Source organism: Parasphingorhabdus sp., assembly GCF_036963805.1.
Taxonomy (GTDB): domain Bacteria; phylum Pseudomonadota; class Alphaproteobacteria; order Sphingomonadales; family Sphingomonadaceae; genus Parasphingorhabdus.
Genome location: NZ_JBALUN010000002.1, coordinates 115,811 through 132,703, shown reverse-complemented (window position 1 = coordinate 132,703; position 16,893 = coordinate 115,811). Strand labels below are relative to the sequence as shown.

Genomic DNA, 16,893 nt, shown 5'->3' with positions numbered 1-16,893 from the left:
TTATCTCGCCGGAGCGGCATCAGTGGGCGACGGCGCTTTGACGGGAATGGATACAGGCGCAGTATTTCCAGACCTCGGCTTTAATTGGGTCAACTTCGCTTTTACCGCCGTACCTGGCCGCAATCCGCTCAACCCGTCCAATATTATTTTTTCGGTCGGTGCTATCCCTTCACGAATAACCCGTAAACCTTCGACCAGCGGCCCAGTCTCTACAATGCGCTGAGCGACTTTGCCATCCTTACCAATCACATAAAGCAGCTTGCGTGTCTGGTCAGTGATAATGGACTCGTCGGGAACCAGCAGCGCTTTGTAAGTGCCTGAACCGAGCAAACGAGCACGCCCGAACATTCCTGGCACTAGAAAGCCATCCGGATTTGAAACTTCCGCATGAGCGCGAATGGTCCCTGATTCCGGATCAATGGCATTATCGACAAAGGTCATGCGCCCTCGCCACTTGTAGCCGCTGTCATCTGCCAGCTGAATTTCAACGGGGTTGTGCGCATAGCGCGAAGAGCGCCGCTCACCCCTTTGATCTTGCCGAATATATTTCAGATAAAAGCTTTCTGCACCATCAAAGCTAAAATATATCGGGTTCACTGTCCCGACACGGGTTAAAAGCGTTTGCCCTGCGATTACAGTATCGCCCAATGCCACCCGTTTGTCCGAAATTCGCCCAGTGATCGGTGAACGAACGGTCGTATAGGAAAGTTGCAATTTTGCTTCATTTAGCCGCGCGACCGCTCCGGCACGCTGCGCCGCTGCACTACGATAGGCGGCCTGTTTCTGCTCATATTCTTCTTTGCTTACAGCTTCGAAGCCGAGCAATTCGCGGGCACGGTCCATTTCTGTGCGGGCATTGGACACGGTCGCTTCGTTTTGCGTGATCTGCGCCTGTGCCTCTGCAACCGCATTGCGGAAACTCCGCTGGTCAATCACGAACAGCACCTGCCCCTTTTTGACCTCCAGGCCTTCACGAAACGTAATACGCTCAATCGTGCCGGACACACGCGGCATAATTTCAACGTCTTGCATCGCTTCAAAACGACCGATAAATTCATCCCAATCAACAATCTCGCGCTGTAACGGCACAGCCACCGAAACACCTTTGAGCGGCGGAGCCGGAGGCGCTGTTTCCCCGCAGCCGACTGCGAGAAATAACGACATAAGCCCCAGCATGGCTTTAATAGACCTGATAAGCTTATCGGGGTTTGTAGGAATCATGGGGGAGGATCCAATGGGTTATTATGTGATCTTGGGAATTTTGTTTGACATTAGCTAACTTTGTTCATGCTGCAATGCAACATAGATATTATTTGTTCTCCGTAGAAAAATATTTAATGCCAAAATCATCGGCCTACGGACACTTTGTCCAAGCGGATGCGCACTTATTGGACCAACGATTAGTTGTGCAATGATGGCTTTACGGGTTTGGGAGGCGGTAGATCGGACAGGTCGAGCCAGTCTTTTGCGGCTGGCTTTTTTGCCGACTGCCCATAATAGCTGTCAAGCGCGGCAAATGGTATCCGAAATGGTACTCCCCAATCGCTGTTCCACATTGCGACCACTCCGGTGCGGGCTGCGGGATCAAATATAATCGTCGCACGATAACCATCCACCGCACCGCTATGTCCGATTAATCGCCGACCATTATAGGTAAAATTGCGCCAACCAAGGCCATAGCTTGGCTCCACCAGAGCGCGGGCGAGATCACCGCTATACACCCGCTTGGTTTTGATCAACGGAGCATGAACGAGTGCCAGCATCTCACCCGACAGAACGTCTTTATTCGCGCCCATCTGCGCTCGAAGCCAGCGTGCCATATCTACGATATTGCTGCTAACACCAGCCGCCGCCGGCAGACGCCAATAGGATTCCGATAGGGTGCGCACTTCATCACCGCGGTGTGGTCGCGCCCAGCTATCCGCGCCGGTGAGGCCCACCATGCCAAATTGCGCACTCTTCATACCAAGCGGTTCAAATAATTGCTTTTCAACAGCAGCGGCATATAAACTACCAGCGGCCTGCCCCAAAATCTCGCTGGCCGCATCAAAAGCAATATTCTGATAGCTATGGCAGGTACCAGGCACGCATTGCAGCGGCGCAGTTCCTAGCTGGGCGCGCAGCAGGCCGGGGCTTTCTCCGTCCTCCAGTTTGCGATCATAAGCATTTTTGGTGAGACCAGTCTGGTGCGATAAAAGCTGCGCCAGCGTAATTCGTGACATAGCATCTCCGGGAAGCACCAGTGAGGTTTTCCAATGGTTCAACGTGGCGTCGAGATTAAGCTTGCCTTCTTTTGACAATTTTGCCGCGAGCGAGCCCGCGGCGCCCTTCGATACCGAAGCCCAGCGGAAAACCGTCTGCGGCACTACCTGTTCGCCGGTGCTTTTATCGGTCACGCCATAGGTGTGCACAAAGCGAATTTCATCATCCTCGATGATTGCAACGGCCAGCCCGGCCATTTCCGGACGTGCGGCGAGCGCTGCCATATGCTCATCAAGGATCATATAATTAATCTTACCGTGCCAGTCACCGGGCTCCGTTGGCAACCGCTCCTGAACCACGGCTTCCGCACTTTCAGCCAGCGGAAGTCCGGGCTGTTCCTGAACCAATGCGCGATAACCATTCCAGCCGACGAGCGATAAGGCCGCCAGCCCGAACAACGGTACCAAAAATTTTCCCATTAACCTGCCCCATGTTGGCGCCCATACATTAAGTCAAAGCCCGGCGGTTAAAGCGGTCCATCTGGACTGACAGAAGGGCAACGTAGAGCAATCCAGACAGACAAGGCAAGAGTGATTGTGGCGCCGATGTTGCACCTCCACTACAACATCTATATAATAATGTGAATCACTTGCATTAGCATAGAATGGCTGTAACAGACCTCCCTGCGATGCGAATGATTCGCATAAGCTGCTATTAAGGGGGCAAAAGTGGTTAAAAAACATGTTTGGCGTGCATTACAATCCGTGGCTGTCGCGGCATTGCTGACGTCGGCGGGCGCCGTCGCTGCCCCTGCCGTAGCGACTATTCCGGTCGAATTAAGTGTGGCTGGGATGTTCGCGCAGGCTGACTGGATTGTAAAGATAGTCATCATCGGTCTGATCATCGCCTCGCTGGTCAGTTGGACGATATTCATTGCCAAGATTTCAGAGCTGCACAAAACAATGGCAGCTGAACGGATCATCCATGATGAGGTCGTCAAGATTCGTTCTCTGGAAGATGCTGGAAACGACCCGGTTCTGGCGAAAACTGCGCTGGTGAAAGAGGCTTCTGCCGAACTCACGCTTTCTGCCGATGCCCTGCATGATGGCGACGGTATCAAAGAACGCATCGTTTCCCGCTTTGAAAGATATGAAGCCGCTCTGTCGCGCAAAATGACGCGCGGTATCAATATATTAGCAACCATCGGCGCAACGGCTCCCTTTGTCGGGCTGTTCGGAACGGTTTGGGGTATCATGAACAGTTTCATCGGTATCGCGGAGAAACAGACGACCAATCTCGCCGTTGTGGCCCCCGGCATCGCAGAGGCGTTGCTTGCCACGGCACTGGGCCTCGTCGCAGCCATTCCCGCTGTCGTCATGTATAACCATTTTTCGCGGCAGATTTCAGCTTATCGCGCGCTTGTTTCCGATACAGCGGCAGCCATTTTGCGGCTGGTGTCGCGGGATCTCAGCCGCGGCACTGTGAAGATCGAAAAGGATTGATAATATGTCGATCCGGCTTTCCGACAATAGTGATGATCTGCCCGTTAATCATGAAATTAACGTTACGCCCTTCATCGATGTGATGTTGGTATTGCTAATCATTTTCATGGTGGCGGCGCCGCTAGCGACGGTGGATGTGAAGGTGGACCTTCCGGTTTCCACCGCAGCAGCCGCGCCCAAACCTGAAAAACCTGTTTTTCTATCCATTCAGGCTGATGGTAATATTCTTGTAAACGAAACCCCTGTATCGCAAGCCGGTTTAGGCTCCGCGATCGAAGCAGCCACCCAATCCGACAGAGAGCAGCGCATCTTTTTGCGGGCCGACAAAACTATTACCTATGACACCATTATGGGCGCGATGAATTCGCTACGTTCTGCCGGTTATTTACATGTTGCGCTTGTTGGCGCGGAATCCGGTACGTCAAAGTGACTGCGGCCTTGCTCAAATCTGATGAAAAGCGGCGCTGGATGTCGGCCGGAGCGGTTGCTGTGGCAGCCCATGCCTTATTGGGCGTCGCGGCCATAGCTTGGAAGGCACCCCACGTCCCGCCAGTACCGGAGCCGGTTGTCCTCATAGAGCTTCCCCCCGCGGCGGCGGCGAGCGAAGCCATGTCCGAGCCCGTCCCTGCATCGCGGCCGGATGTCCTCCCGCCATCACAACCCTTGCCCTTTGATGTGCCGCCCGTGCGTGCGCCGCTGCCCAAAGAGGCGATCATATTGCCGCCAGAATCAAAACGTGTGCCTACCCCGGTAATGGCGGACGCCTCGACCAATAGCCCCCCGATTGCAGCGCCAGCGCCCACACGGACAGAAGCACCTGCGACTGCTTCGTCCAGAACAGCGCCCAGTAATAGTGCCGGTAACAGCGCCAAAGCGAAAAAGGAAAAGGCAAACTATTACGCAATGGTGAGTTCGCACCTGAACCAGCGGAAAAAATATCCGACCGAAGCGCGCAAAGCCCGCGAACAAGGCATCGTCAAAGTCCGGTTCACGGTCGATCGCACTGGCAATATTTCAAACGTGTCCATCACCGGATCCAGCGGACACGCCATTCTTGACCAAGCCACTTTGGCGCTGATGCAACGCGTCGCGCCTTTGCCGGCCATGCCCCCATCCATGGAGCAAGACAAAGTAACGATCTCGCTACCCATTGATTATTCTCTTAGAACTCATTGAAAAAGAAGGAAATTTCATGATGAAAAAAAATACGCCTCAAATGCAAAGACCAGCCAGCCTGCGCGCCTCCAGCTTTGGTAAACGCAGCGCGGTTTTTGCATTGGGTCTGACCACCGCACTTTCCACTGCACCGGCATATGCACAAGATGCAGAGCCTGACGAAGTAGAACTGGAAATATTGCAGATCGAAGATACTGCCGCTGACGTTAATCCCTATACGCAGAAAGGCGCGCCTTATAAGGCCCGCATCTCTGGCGACCTGCGGCGTGTAAAACCATTGTCGGAAACCCCGGCAACAATCACCGTCCTCACAGAAACGCAGATAGAAGAACAAGGCGCGACCGATCTGCGCGATCTGCTGGATAACCAACCTGGCGTGACCGTCGGGACAGGCGAAAACGGTAACGCATTCGGCGACCGTTATATCATCCGCGGCCATGAAGCGCGCAGCGATGTTTTTGTCGACGGCCTGCGTGATCCCGGTATGACAACGCGTGAAACCTTTGCGGTTGAACAGATTGAAATTACCAAAGGGCCAAGCTCGTCCTTTGCTGGCCGCGGCTCCACTGGCGGTGCGGTAAATTCGATCACCAAACAGGCAAGTACCGACTATAATTTCAACCGTATTGATGCAGGTATTGGTACCGACAATCTCTACCGCGTTACGCTTGATAGCAACTGGGCGCTCAGCGACGACATCGCGCTTCGCGCAAACCTGCTTTACAGCAATGAGGAAGTGCCTAACCGCAACTTCTCCGACCGTGAACGTTATGGCGCGGCAATTTCCGGTAGCTTCCGTTTGAATGACACATTCCGCGTCTTGCTCGATTATTATCACCTGAACGCCAATGATACTCCGGACTTGGGTAGCTATGTTCCGGCTCCAACCGGCACCGGACCAGACGACGTGACTGTTCACGGTCCCTGGAATCAGTCATTCAACTATGCCCAATCGGAAGATTTCCTGGATTCGGAAGTGGATACATTTACCGGACGAATCTTCATCACACCATTTGACGGTTTCTCGATTGTCAACTCAACGCGTTATGGCAAAACTTCAAACGGCTATGTTGTAACCGGCCTGCGTGGCGGCGCTTATCAACCTGCGACAGATGATTATGCCCCGCTGACGCTCAGCGACCATCAAGGTAATCAGGATGTTGAATATTTCGTCAATCAGTTCAATATCTTTGGTGAGTTTAACACCGGGTCAATTGGCCACAGCATTGTTGCGGGTGTGGAATATTCGAATTTGAAAGTCGCGAACGGCACCTATAACTTTACGGCCAATGGTGCGACCAATTGTATCACAGCGGGCAGAGGCGGCCTACGCCCGGGATATTGCATTACCGATGAAAATCGTAATCTGAACGTAGATGATGTTCATAATATTCTACAACGTGATATTACTGATGGTGGGATCGATAGCAATTGGAAGGTTGAAACGATGTCCGTCTATTTGATGGATACGGTCGACATCAACCCTTGGCTTTCTGTTCACGGCGGTATTCGCGTCGATGCGTTCGATTACAGCAACACAGTGGATAGCCGCGGTTCGATAGATAACTATCGCTATAAAGATACCTTGTGGAATGGCCATGCCGGTATTGGTGTCAAACCGATGGAAGAAGTCTATGTCTATTTCAACTGGGGTTCTGCCAAGAATGTAAACGGCGGCGAATCTGATCTGGGTGGCAATTGCGGCTATGGCGGTATCTGTGTTGATGAGGGCACAGGTATCGGGGACGGACGACCAGAAAGCTCGACCAGCTATGAATTTGGTATGAAAGCCGATTTGTTTGACGACCGGCTCTTGCTCACCGCAGCTGCCTTCCAGATCACCAAGAGCGATGTTTTTGAATCGGCTGGTGATGACTATACCGCTGGTGGCAGCCTGAATACTGGCGAAAACCGCGTTCGTGGTATCGAGCTTGGTCTGGTTGGCAATATTACGCCGAAACTTTCCGGTCAGGCATCGGTTACCTTCATGGATTCGGAAATCAGAGATTCTAACGATGCTTCCAAAATCGGTCGCCGATTGAGCAACTTCTCTAATACACAGGCCTCTGCTCAGCTACGCTATCAAGCGACAGAGGCATTCGCCTTTGGTGGTACCGCCACTTATAAAGGAAAGATGTTCACTGGCCAACCAGACGATGCTGCCGGTTATAATTCGACGCTGGAAGTCTACACTTACCGCGTTCCGGATTATTGGACCTTTGATGCCTTTGCGAGTTACAAAGTGAACGAGCATCTTGCTGCACGGGTCAACCTGACCAACGTAACCAACGAGGATTATTATCTCGCCGGTTATCGCAGCGGTCACTTCCTGTACAAAGGTGATGAACGCCGCGCGACGCTAACGCTGACCGGACGTTTCTGATACGAACAAAGGGAGCGGCGATTCGTCGCTCCCTTTTGCTAACTTAACCAACGGCTGATCCCATGCTTACCATCATCGAAAATATTTTAGATGACGAACAGGTTCTGAATTTCAGACAAAAGCTTGAATCTGCCGAATGGGCTGACGGTGCGGATTCAGCAGGCACCCGCTCGGTCAAGGTGAAGCAGAATTTGCAGCTTAGTCGGCAGAATGCCGTTGCTATCGAACTGGGCAATATTATTTTGCGCAAATTGGGAAATGATCCCCTATTTATCTCTGCTTCTTTAGCCGAGAAAATCTGGCCGCCTATTTTTAATCTTTATCAAAATGGCGGCCATTATGGCACGCATAGCGACGCCGCTTTGATGCGCCTTCCCGAAGCGGATATGACAATCCGCAGCGATCTCTCTGCAACTATATTTCTTTCCGATCCGGATGAATATGACGGCGGGGAACTGGTGATAGAGGAACATTATGGGGCGCAGCCGGTCAAATTGGCAGCCGGAGATATGGTCCTATATCCCTCGTCCAGCCTGCATCAGGTAACGCCGGTCACGCACGGCAAGCGCATTTGCGCGATTACCTGGATGCAAAGTGCGGTTGCAGACGCATCTGCGCGGGAAATGCTCTTTGATCTGGACCAGTCGATACAGGCGCTTACCCCTGACCGGCCCCATGATGATCCCGATATTGACCGCTTAATTCATGTCTATCACAATCTGCTACGGCGCTGGGCCACGGTATGAGCCGTTATGCGGTGAAGGCGCTGTTGTGGACCATTCTGTCCATCCCCGCTATCCTCATGCTCTGGTCGTTCTCGCAAGGCAAAGTTTTGACAATGGATTTGCTGCACCCCAGCGGGGAAATGTCGGTCCGCTTGATGATCCTCGCAATGCTGCCCGGACCTTTGTCTGAATTTTTTAGTCTCAACCGTTTTTTTCGGGCGTGGCTAGCGATCCGACGCAATCTGGGCGTCGCGGCATTTGCATATGCATTGCTCCATCTGGTTTTTTACGTGATCGATATGAACAGCGTAGCAGCGATGCTCGATGAATTGGGCATAGCCAGTATTTGGACGGGATGGCTCGCGCTCGCTCTTATGATCCCGCCCGCTGCAATAAGTTTTAACCTTGCTATGCGGAGGCTCGGGAAGAACTGGAAGAAGGTGCAACGCCTCGTATATTTAGCGCTAATTATCGGGTTGGTTCACTGGATTTTACTCGATTGGGACTGGCGGCCAGCAATAGTTCATCTGTCCCCCCTTATCGTCGCTTGGATTTTGCGCAATCTGAGCCGCAGACGGCGACATAAAATGCAACGGAGTATGACATGAAAAAAAATTCTCGGAAATATGTGGCCGCTGCCGCCGCGTTGGCTACGCTAATGGTAGCGCAACCCGCTTATGCAGATGGCGACATAAAATGTAACGCAGGCCCAACCAAGAATTGGAAGCCCATCGCGAAGTTGAAAAAGCAAGCTTGGATGGAAGGCTGGGAATTGCTCAAAGTACAGGTCGAAGGCGATTGTTATGAAGTCTATGCCCGTACCGAAAGCGGACAAGCGATTGAGGCATTTTTTCACCCTGTCACGCTCAAAAAACTGGTCGTTTATCGGCGCGGAAGCGAAATCTATCGCGCACCGGGTTTCTCCAATTGAGGTAATTTTAGCGCCGGATTTTGGGCCATATCATCTCCTGCGAACTCTATGCCGAATACTTCGGGTTACGCGCCTTTTGGTTTTTTGGGTCTCAACCGGCCAGCGCGCCACTCTTTTGGGGTGACTTTTTGTAAAAATTCTGGGATGAATGCGCAGACCTCGCGCCACATGGCTAACTAAATTACATATCATCACAAAAACAATACAAAGGATTCTCTACTATCATGGCTGAAGCTTATATTATCGACGCATGTCGCACCCCTCGCGGCATTGGCAAAGCTGGCAAGGGCGCGCTTGCAAGCCAGCACCCCCAGCATCTGGCAGCCACGGTCTTGAAAGCGATTGCCGATCGCAACAGTCTCAACACCGCCGATGTCGATGATGTAATCTGGTCTACGAGCACCCAAAAGGGCATGCAGGGAGGCGATCTGGGCCGGATGGCAGCGCTTGATGCCGGCTATGATATTCGCACCAGCGGCACCACACTTGATCGGTTTTGCGGTGGCGGAATTACTTCGGTCAGTTTTGCTGCAGCGCAAATCATGTCAGGCATGGAAGACTTGATTGTCGCCGGCGGGACCGAGATGATGTCACTGACGATCAGCATGATGCAGGACGAGACGGCAGCCGGCATAGCACAGCTTGGCATGGGCTCAGGCAATCAGCGGCTCCAGCAAATTCATCCCCAATCACATCAAGGTGTGTGCGGCGATGCCATTGCTTCCATGGACGGCATCAGCCGCGAAGACCTCGATGCATTGGCTCTGGAAAGCCAGAAACGCGCTGCCATAGCTATCGAGGAAGGCCGGTTCGACAAAAGTCTGATTCCTGTTGTGGATGAAAACGGCAACGTGATTCTGGATCATGAAGAATTTCCGCGGCCGCAGACCACGACGGAAAGCTTGGCCGGCCTGAAACCTTCGTTTGAAGCGATGGCCGATATGCCACTCGATGGAAAAGGCACCACATTCCGCGGCCTGATCAACCAGAAATATCCTGATCTGGAGATCAAACCGGTCCATCATGCAGGCAATTCGTCCGGTGTGGTTGATGGCGCAGCGGCAATCTTACTGGCATCGAAAGATTATGCCGACAAGCACGGTCTGAAACCCCGCGCGCGCATTGTCGCGACGGCCAATATGGGCGACGATCCAACATTGATGCTGAACGCGCCGGTTCCGGCTGCACTGAAAGTTCTGGCGAAAGCAGGATTGACCAAAGACGATATCGATCTTTGGGAGATCAATGAAGCATTTGCGGTTGTCGCAGAAAAATTCATCCGCGACCTCGATTTGCCACGCGACAAAGTCAATGTGAATGGCGGATCGATTGCGCTTGGTCATCCGATTGGCGCAACCGGTGCTATCCTGATCGGTACGGTCCTTGATGAGCTGGAACGGCGGGACCTGAAACGCGGACTAGTAACGATGTGTGCCGCTGGCGGCATGGCTCCGGCTATCATCATCGAGCGTGTCTAGTCGCTTAGCCGCTTTCTGAGGATATTTTTCTGGATTTTCCCCGACGCTGTTCGGGGAAAATTATCCACCAGAGCCAGATGTTCTTCAATCTCTCAGAAAGACAGGCTGTGCGGGTGGCACCGCCCTCACCTATCCCTTCATCATGCTCTTCGCACTTGCAGCGAAGCGGTGCAGGTCGGCCGGACCTAATGTTGCCGATAAAAAATCTAGTGCCGGATATCTGCGCCGCCGCGAGCCAGCAGTTGCGGGACGTCGGTCATTGAACGCAGCACGTCATTGAGATGGGTACAACCCACCGTCCCGCGCAATTGCTCAAGCACCGTTTCCCGCAGATCGCCGAGTTTCACACCGATCATCTTCGACGCATTGGGGGAAGCTGCTGGACATTCCCTGTAGGGAAGGATGCGCGGATCGACATCGATCGATAATAGTTCCAAGCTCTTTAGATCAGCGGTTGCCCGTACCCGATATTCATGCACCGCAATTCGCCCGCCCCCGGGGGCATTGGCGCTATCCTGAAAGCCGATGTCGATCTGTACAACATCATCCACCCAGATATCAATCCGTCGCGCCCGTCGCATTGCGCAGCCCTTCTGGTCGGCCAGTGGATGCCAGCCTTCCGGATCATCTGGATGGACCAGCGAAGGCACAGCGGCCATCGACTGTATATCGTTTCGCGGCGATCCGTCAGCTTTGAGCGAAGAGGCACCGGGTGCAAAGCCCGCGCAGACCCCCTCCATATTACCACCTTTACCAATATGCTTTGGCTTACCATTTTTGGCTATTAGCGCGTCCCAATCATCCACCCACAACCGCCAGGCCCAGCCAGCAACCAGACTTGCCCCAGCGAAATCATCGAATAACTGGAACAACGGTGTTCCTGCCTTACGGTCGACCGCCAACACCTCGGCCAATATGCTCCGCGATTGGCTTCCCGCACGGCAACCGATCAGCATGTTGATATTCTCCCGGTGAGGTTCCACTTCCACAGCCAGAATCTCTCGCATTGGAGAGGATAACATGCGGAATTGATCCAACGCCAACTTCCGTCCCGGTGCGCCGTCCAGCGGCGTCAGATAGTCGCGTCCGGTACCGGTCATCGCCATCGGCCGGCCATAGCCCTCCGGCCAAATCGTATCGATAGTCGTCGTCCGGCGGATCGATCCGGCCGGACGGAGGGGAGAATATCCGGAAGGATCTGAGGGGGCCTTGGTCATGGCTGGATAGAGGTTTTTCACAATTTAAGCTTAAGTAATATGAGCTGCAATAGAAAGAGCTTTCATTGCGGTGGTTGCGGAAAGTTCAACAAAATACAGAAGCGTGTGATAATTTACCGACCAAGAATTGAGTGTCCGTTAAACACACAAAAGCGGAATCGGCTTTTACTGCAAATTAGATTTTTATTTCAATCGGCAAACTTGGTTCAATCTGCGGTCAGGGGCTTTTACTAATGGATCCTAATCTTTGCATTTTGGCGGCCAGTGCGTTGGGGTAGAAAAACTATCAGCGCCACTATGCTACCTACGATCAGGAAAAGCGACGCAAGCGGACGGCTAAAGAAAAGCCCTCCCTGATCCAACGGCTTGTCGAGAAAATCACCAACCGTCGCTCCCAATGGGCGCGTCAGAATGAAAGCGCCCCAAAACAGAGCGACATGGCTGATTGACGTTCGGAAATATAACAGCGCAAACACCGCCAAGATGGAACCGAATATAGTTGTCCCCAAGCAGTTGGCCGTGGCTGACCCTGCGGCGCGCTGGACCGCCGCGTCGCGCGAACGGGCTTTCTTCCCTACAGCATCAACTATCTGATCAATCTTGATCATTCGGTTATCATGGACGTGGGGGCGACTACATTGATCCGTCAAGCGGAAGTCACAGCGCAGCGGCGGATGATCGACAGGACTGAGGAACGGTTCGGTATTTTACCCGGACGTCTCGCTGGTGACACCGGCTATGGATCGGCAGACAATCTCGCCTCGTTGGTCGAGAAGGGCATCGCGCCGCATGTTCCGGTGTTCGACCATTCCATCTGGTAACAGCGTTTTAGGCCATCGAGATAAATGGGTATTATGCCCCCCTATCGCCGCTGCCAAATGGTCTCTGGTCACCGGGACTTCAATGAGAAGTGAGCTAACCCTTTAACAACTACGCATTAAATGTGCACACGGTGGCGTGTGCCACGACACATTGAGAAATAAGGAAAAAAATGGTGCCCGAAGGCGGATTCGAACCACCGACACAGCGATTTTCAGTCGCTTGCTCTACCAACTGAGCTATTCGGGCATCGGGCGGGGTGAATGTTCCCACCGATTTAGAAGCGCCGCTATAGGCGGCGGTTGCATAGCTTGTCCAGCCTAAAAATAGCCGTTTTTTTAGGCTGGGTCAGGACTCACCGTCGCGGCCAGATTCTCCGGCAAAATGATCAGCCAACTGGTCCGGCGAAACGGGTCGTCCAGGAACCTTATAGCCTTCTCCCAACCATTGCAGCAAATCACGGTCTTTGCAGCCTGCGCTGCAAAAAGGCGTATATTCGGGCGACTTTGGTTTGCGACAGACCGGACATGTTGAGGTTTTGGATTTTTGCATAACGAGCCTCTATCCGATCAAGCCGGGGAACAGGCCTGTGAGAAGAATAATTGTGATGACCGCTGGGCAGAGCCAACGAACGAGAAACAACCAAGTACGGTGTATGCCGCCACTTAGCCCATTTTCGCTATCGATCAATTGCCGGTCTGCCACCCACCCGACAAACACCGCAACTAACAAAGCCGAAATAGGCAATAGGATTTTGGCCGTTAGTTCATCAATAATACCAAAAACCGGCTGTCCCGAGAAAATCATAAAATCCAGTGGTTTAAAATCGATCTGACTATTAAAAGAAAAACTTGCCCAGCCACCGATAAGAAAAGCTGCGCCGCCGAGCACGATCGCTACCAACCAGCGCGGTTTGTTGAATCTTGTAATGGCCCAACTGACCGATGCTTCCAACAACGCCACAGAGCTGGTCAGCGCTGCAAAAAACACCATTATAAAAAAGAGCAAACCGATAATTGATCCGCCGGGCATAGACTGGAAAGCAACCGGTAGGCTGACGAAAAGCAAACCCAAACCGCCCTGCACTTGTTCTTTCCCGTCAAGTATGGCCTGTAAGCTTGCAGGCGCCAGTGTAGCAAAAATTATCGGAAATATTGCAAGTCCTGCAATAATCGCAACGGACGTATCCGCCGCTGCAATTTGCACCGATGTTTTTGCAAGGTTTACGTCTTTCGAAGCATATGCTCCGTAGGTAATCATCAAGGCAGAACCCAAGGAAAGAGAGAAAAGCGCCTGACCAAGAGCGGAAAGCTGCACCGAAGGGTCGAGTAAGCGAGCAGGTTGAAAATCAAACAGAAAAGCCAGGGCCGCACCAAATGCGCCGTTAAATGCACCATAGACCGTTATACCGATGATAAGCAGGAAGAAGATCGGCATCAACCAAACCGCGACTTTTTCGATACCACCCGTCACACCCCGAGCCACAGCAAGTACCGTTAGAGCCATGAATATCCCGTGCATCATCAGCATCTGCGTGCTGTCACCATGAAGTGCCGGCAAAATTGCTTGCACCTGATCGACCGAATAGGTCGTAAGCGCTCCACTGTGAAGCGTATTGCCGCCAATCGCACTGATCGTATCTCCAAAGAAGATGCCGATAAAATGGACAATCCATCCAGCAAGCACGCTATAATATGTCAGGATCAAAAAGGCACCGACCATCCCGATCCCGGCCGCCACTGACCACCAACCGGATGCGCGGGATTCCTCTGCAACTTTTTTAAAGCTTTCAATTGCAGATGATTGGCCATGCCGGCCGACCAGCGTCTCGGATAAGAGAATAGGCAAGCCGATAAGACATACACAAAATATATAGAAAATAACAAAAGCACCGCCGCCATTGGCACCCGCCTCGGCAGGAAATCGCACGAGGTTGCCCAAACCGACGGCAGACCCGACTGCTGCTAGAACAAATGCTGTCCGAGAGGACCAACCTTCGCCTGTTTCTATTGCTGGTCCTGCCATGTCTCATTCTCCCCAAAATATGATATGCGCTGTCCCAGCGGCTTGGCTGCTCTTATTCCTAGCCTTTCGCTAACATCGGGCCAAGCGGTTTTCCGGCAAAAATATGGACATGGAGATGCGGCACTTCCTGATGCCCGTCCTGACCGATATTGGCTAGCAGCCGATAACCAGGTTCAACCATGCCCGCTTCACGCGCGACATGACCAACACCGCGAACAAAACCGGCAATATCAGACTCACTGGCACGCGCAGAAAAATCATCCCAGCTGACATATTTCCCTTTGGGAATAACCAATATATGTTGAGGAGCCTGCGGATTAATATCATAAAAGGCGAGGACGTGTTCGTCCTCGTAAACCGTCTTATTAGGAATTTCTCCGCGCAGGATTTTAGCGAAAATATTATCATCATCATAAGGTTGGGTCGCATCAATCGCCATGGTTCAGTCCTTTCTCGCAGCTTTTTCGGTAATTCCGGAAAGACCTTCGCGACGCGCAAGTTCGGCCAGCACATCATCAATGGATAAGCCCATGTCGGCCAACAGGACCATCAGGTGAAACAAGACGTCGGCGGCCTCTCCGGTCATGCCGACCTTATCATCCTGTACAGCAGCGATAACCGCTTCAATCGCTTCCTCTCCCAGCTTTTCTGCCATTTTCGAGCGTCCCTTGGCACGCAGGCTTGCAACATAGCTGTCTGTGGGATCGGCATCGCGCCGTTTGAGGATGGTCGCTTCCAGATTTTGTAAGATATTAGTCATGGCTATCCGTTTGCGCGAGCAACGGGATAAACGTCAAGCCTTTGCAGCGCATAGGACTCGATTATCCAAAAGAAAGGGCCGTCTAATCCCCCGATGACGACCCTTCCATGGTGCAGCAAGATCATAGATCCGCGCGCCATATGGTGACGAACTATTAAAGTCCGTTGCGTTTCTTACGTGCAGCATAGCGGCCAGTAACCAACCCGGCAACACCCAAGGCTAACATGAGCATGTTGGATGGTTCTGGAACCGGGGTCCCGCCCGAAGAAGATCCGCCTGTTGAAGTACTTGTTGAAGTCGTGCCACCGGAACCGGTAGATGTGCTTGTTGTTCCGCCATAGCTGGATGACCCCCAACCGGAACTACCCCAACCAGATGATCCACCACCAGACGAACCCCAGCCGCCGCCTGTACTTCCACCGGAAGAATACCATGTGGCCTGTGCAGGGCTGGCAGCAACAACCGCTAATGCAGCGGCGGCGGTTAAAATCGCAAGTCTTGTCAGTGTCATACGTGCCTCTTTGTGATGTAGCAGAAAATTGGAAATTCTTAATGGTTGTTTAGAAGCAATTTTCCTGCCAACACTTTCCTATCCGCAGTATCAAACGACCTTAATGGTTAACGGATTTTCGATATTACGAAAACTGTAAGTTAAACCGACATTAACCTTGATGCTAATCGTTTCATTATGGGACAGGCGATTATAGCGACAAGGTATTGCGCGTCCTAGCCGAGCAATCGCCAAAAGCGGTTTTGCGCCAGTATACGCTGAACCGATGCAGAGCGAATTTCAAGGATAGTTTAGAAAATATTAATAGATTAACAGCATAAATATTATGCTAAAAATAGATCGTTAATGCCATATTTCGTTAAATCATCTTACCTTGGAATCTTTTGAGATAAACTCCTAAGACAAACCGCGTGCGGGGAGTCCAGCAGCGCGAAGCGCGGCATGGGCTTCAGCGATGCTATATTGACCAAAATGGAAAATCGAAGCGGCAAGGACAGCATTGGCTCCACCCTTGGTTACCCCTTCGACCAGATGATCCAGATTTCCGACACCGCCGCTGGCGACAACCGGAATCGACACCGCATCGGCAATTGCCCGGGTCAGAGACAGGTCATAACCATCACGCGTACCATCGCGGTCCATTGAGGTGACGAGCAGCTCCCCTGCCCCCAATTCGGCCATGCGCACGGCATGTTCCAAAGCATCAATCCCGGTCGGCGTTCTGCCGCCATGGGTAAAGATTTCCCAGCGCCCTTCTTCAACCCGCCGCGCATCGATGGAGGCAACCATGCACTGGCTGCCAAAGCGTCCCGCAATATCGCTGACCACCTCGGGACGAGAGACAGCCGCGCTGTTGACCGCAACCTTGTCGGCACCGGCCATCAGTAGCGCCCTTGCGTCATCCGCCGTTCGTACACCGCCGCCAACCGTGACCGGCATGAAGCAAACTTCCGCCGTCCGCCGCACCACGTCAATAATCGTATCGCGATTTTCATGGCTCGCACCAATGTCGAGAAAGCAGAGTTCATCAGCGCCAGCCGCATCATAGGCGCGCGCCTGCTCCACCGGATCTCCGGCATCCTGCAGGTCGACAAAATTGACGCCCTTGACCACGCGGCCATCGGCAACGTCGAGACAGGGTATAACGCGGATACGGACGGTCAT

The 16,893-nt window shown here is 52.6% G+C and carries 18 protein-coding genes, 1 tRNA gene and 1 pseudogene; 9 read left to right on the top strand and 11 right to left on the bottom strand.

Features of this window, described 5'->3' with window-relative positions; translation table 11 throughout:
* Together V7676_RS07370 and V7676_RS07365 are read right to left on the bottom strand one after the other, a co-directional pair.
* The gene (locus V7676_RS07370; protein ID WP_335659044.1) at positions 1–1,221 is read right to left on the bottom strand and encodes an efflux RND transporter periplasmic adaptor subunit; all 1,221 of its coding nucleotides are present in this window, start codon (positions 1,219–1,221) and stop codon (positions 1–3) included.
* A gap of 179 nt (positions 1,222–1,400) precedes the next feature.
* Positions 1,401–2,681 carry a serine hydrolase domain-containing protein gene (locus tag V7676_RS07365; RefSeq protein WP_335659043.1) on the bottom strand — a complete coding sequence of 427 codons (1,281 nt, stop codon included), beginning with the start codon at positions 2,679–2,681 and terminating at the stop codon, positions 1,401–1,403.
* 249 nt (positions 2,682–2,930) lie between these two features.
* Between V7676_RS07365 and exbB the strand changes: the two genes are divergently transcribed.
* The 8 genes from exbB (at position 2,931) to V7676_RS07325 (ending at position 10,397) form a co-directional block, all read left to right on the top strand.
* Complete coding sequence (gene exbB / locus V7676_RS07360; protein ID WP_335659042.1) at positions 2,931–3,704, top strand: tonB-system energizer ExbB; 774 nt, start codon at positions 2,931–2,933, stop codon at positions 3,702–3,704.
* A 4-nt stretch (positions 3,705–3,708) separates the two neighbouring features.
* Positions 3,709–4,134 (top strand): TonB system transport protein ExbD, encoded by a 426-nt coding sequence (exbD, locus tag V7676_RS07355; protein ID WP_335659041.1) that lies wholly within the window; start codon positions 3,709–3,711, stop codon positions 4,132–4,134.
* Complete coding sequence (locus tag V7676_RS07350) at positions 4,131–4,880, top strand: energy transducer TonB (protein WP_335659040.1); 750 nt, start codon at positions 4,131–4,133, stop codon at positions 4,878–4,880. Before exbD ends, V7676_RS07350 begins: the two co-directional genes overlap by 4 nt.
* A gap of 16 nt (positions 4,881–4,896) precedes the next feature.
* Positions 4,897–7,263: a TonB-dependent receptor gene (locus V7676_RS07345; RefSeq protein WP_335659039.1), complete on the top strand. Its 2,367-nt coding sequence runs from the start codon at positions 4,897–4,899 to the stop codon at positions 7,261–7,263.
* Positions 7,264–7,325: 62 nt separating this feature from the next.
* Positions 7,326–8,009, top strand: coding sequence for a Fe2+-dependent dioxygenase (locus V7676_RS07340; protein WP_335659038.1), 684 nt, complete (start codon positions 7,326–7,328; stop codon positions 8,007–8,009).
* A complete protein-coding gene (locus V7676_RS07335; RefSeq protein ID WP_335659037.1) occupies positions 8,006–8,596 on the top strand; it encodes a ferric reductase-like transmembrane domain-containing protein in 591 nt (196 codons plus the stop codon). The genes V7676_RS07340 and V7676_RS07335 overlap by 4 nt, the downstream gene beginning before the upstream one ends.
* A complete protein-coding gene (locus V7676_RS07330; RefSeq protein ID WP_335659036.1) occupies positions 8,593–8,919 on the top strand; it encodes a PepSY domain-containing protein in 327 nt (108 codons plus the stop codon). The genes V7676_RS07335 and V7676_RS07330 overlap by 4 nt, the downstream gene beginning before the upstream one ends.
* A 224-nt stretch (positions 8,920–9,143) precedes the next feature.
* On the top strand, positions 9,144–10,397 hold the full coding sequence (locus V7676_RS07325) for an acetyl-CoA C-acetyltransferase (RefSeq protein WP_335659035.1): 1,254 nt from the start codon (positions 9,144–9,146) through the stop codon (positions 10,395–10,397).
* Positions 10,398–10,603: 206 nt separating this feature from the next.
* Here V7676_RS07325 and V7676_RS07320 read toward each other — a convergent pair whose 3' ends face one another.
* Together V7676_RS07320 and V7676_RS07315 are read right to left on the bottom strand one after the other, a co-directional pair.
* Positions 10,604–11,635: a DUF2889 domain-containing protein gene (locus tag V7676_RS07320; protein WP_335659034.1), complete on the bottom strand. Its 1,032-nt coding sequence runs from the start codon at positions 11,633–11,635 to the stop codon at positions 10,604–10,606.
* A gap of 209 nt (positions 11,636–11,844) precedes the next feature.
* Positions 11,845–12,090 (bottom strand): hypothetical protein, encoded by a 246-nt coding sequence (locus V7676_RS07315; RefSeq protein ID WP_442955417.1) that lies wholly within the window; start codon positions 12,088–12,090, stop codon positions 11,845–11,847.
* 22 nt (positions 12,091–12,112) lie between these two features.
* Here V7676_RS07315 and V7676_RS07310 point away from each other — a divergent pair.
* Positions 12,113–12,426 (top strand): annotated as a pseudogene (locus V7676_RS07310) (IS5/IS1182 family transposase); the annotation flags it as partial.
* A gap of 180 nt (positions 12,427–12,606) precedes the next feature.
* Here V7676_RS07310 and V7676_RS07305 read toward each other — a convergent pair.
* The 7 genes from V7676_RS07305 to hisF form a co-directional block, all read right to left on the bottom strand.
* Positions 12,607–12,682 (bottom strand) — tRNA-Phe (locus V7676_RS07305).
* A 99-nt stretch (positions 12,683–12,781) separates the two neighbouring features.
* Positions 12,782–12,985 (bottom strand): DNA gyrase inhibitor YacG, encoded by a 204-nt coding sequence (locus tag V7676_RS07300; protein ID WP_335659033.1) that lies wholly within the window; start codon positions 12,983–12,985, stop codon positions 12,782–12,784.
* Positions 12,986–12,994: 9 nt separating this feature from the next.
* Complete coding sequence (locus tag V7676_RS07295) at positions 12,995–14,458, bottom strand: sodium-dependent transporter (RefSeq protein ID WP_335659032.1); 1,464 nt, start codon at positions 14,456–14,458, stop codon at positions 12,995–12,997.
* 58 nt (positions 14,459–14,516) lie between these two features.
* Positions 14,517–14,897: a histidine triad nucleotide-binding protein gene (locus tag V7676_RS07290; RefSeq protein WP_335659031.1), complete on the bottom strand. Its 381-nt coding sequence runs from the start codon at positions 14,895–14,897 to the stop codon at positions 14,517–14,519.
* A 3-nt stretch (positions 14,898–14,900) separates the two neighbouring features.
* Complete coding sequence (locus V7676_RS07285) at positions 14,901–15,218, bottom strand: phosphoribosyl-ATP diphosphatase (RefSeq protein ID WP_335659030.1); 318 nt, start codon at positions 15,216–15,218, stop codon at positions 14,901–14,903.
* Positions 15,219–15,372: 154 nt separating this feature from the next.
* Complete coding sequence (locus V7676_RS07280) at positions 15,373–15,729, bottom strand: PEP-CTERM sorting domain-containing protein (RefSeq protein ID WP_335659029.1); 357 nt, start codon at positions 15,727–15,729, stop codon at positions 15,373–15,375.
* Positions 15,730–16,125: 396 nt separating this feature from the next.
* Positions 16,126–16,893 carry an imidazole glycerol phosphate synthase subunit HisF gene (hisF, locus tag V7676_RS07275; protein ID WP_335659028.1) on the bottom strand — a complete coding sequence of 256 codons (768 nt, stop codon included), beginning with the start codon at positions 16,891–16,893 and terminating at the stop codon, positions 16,126–16,128.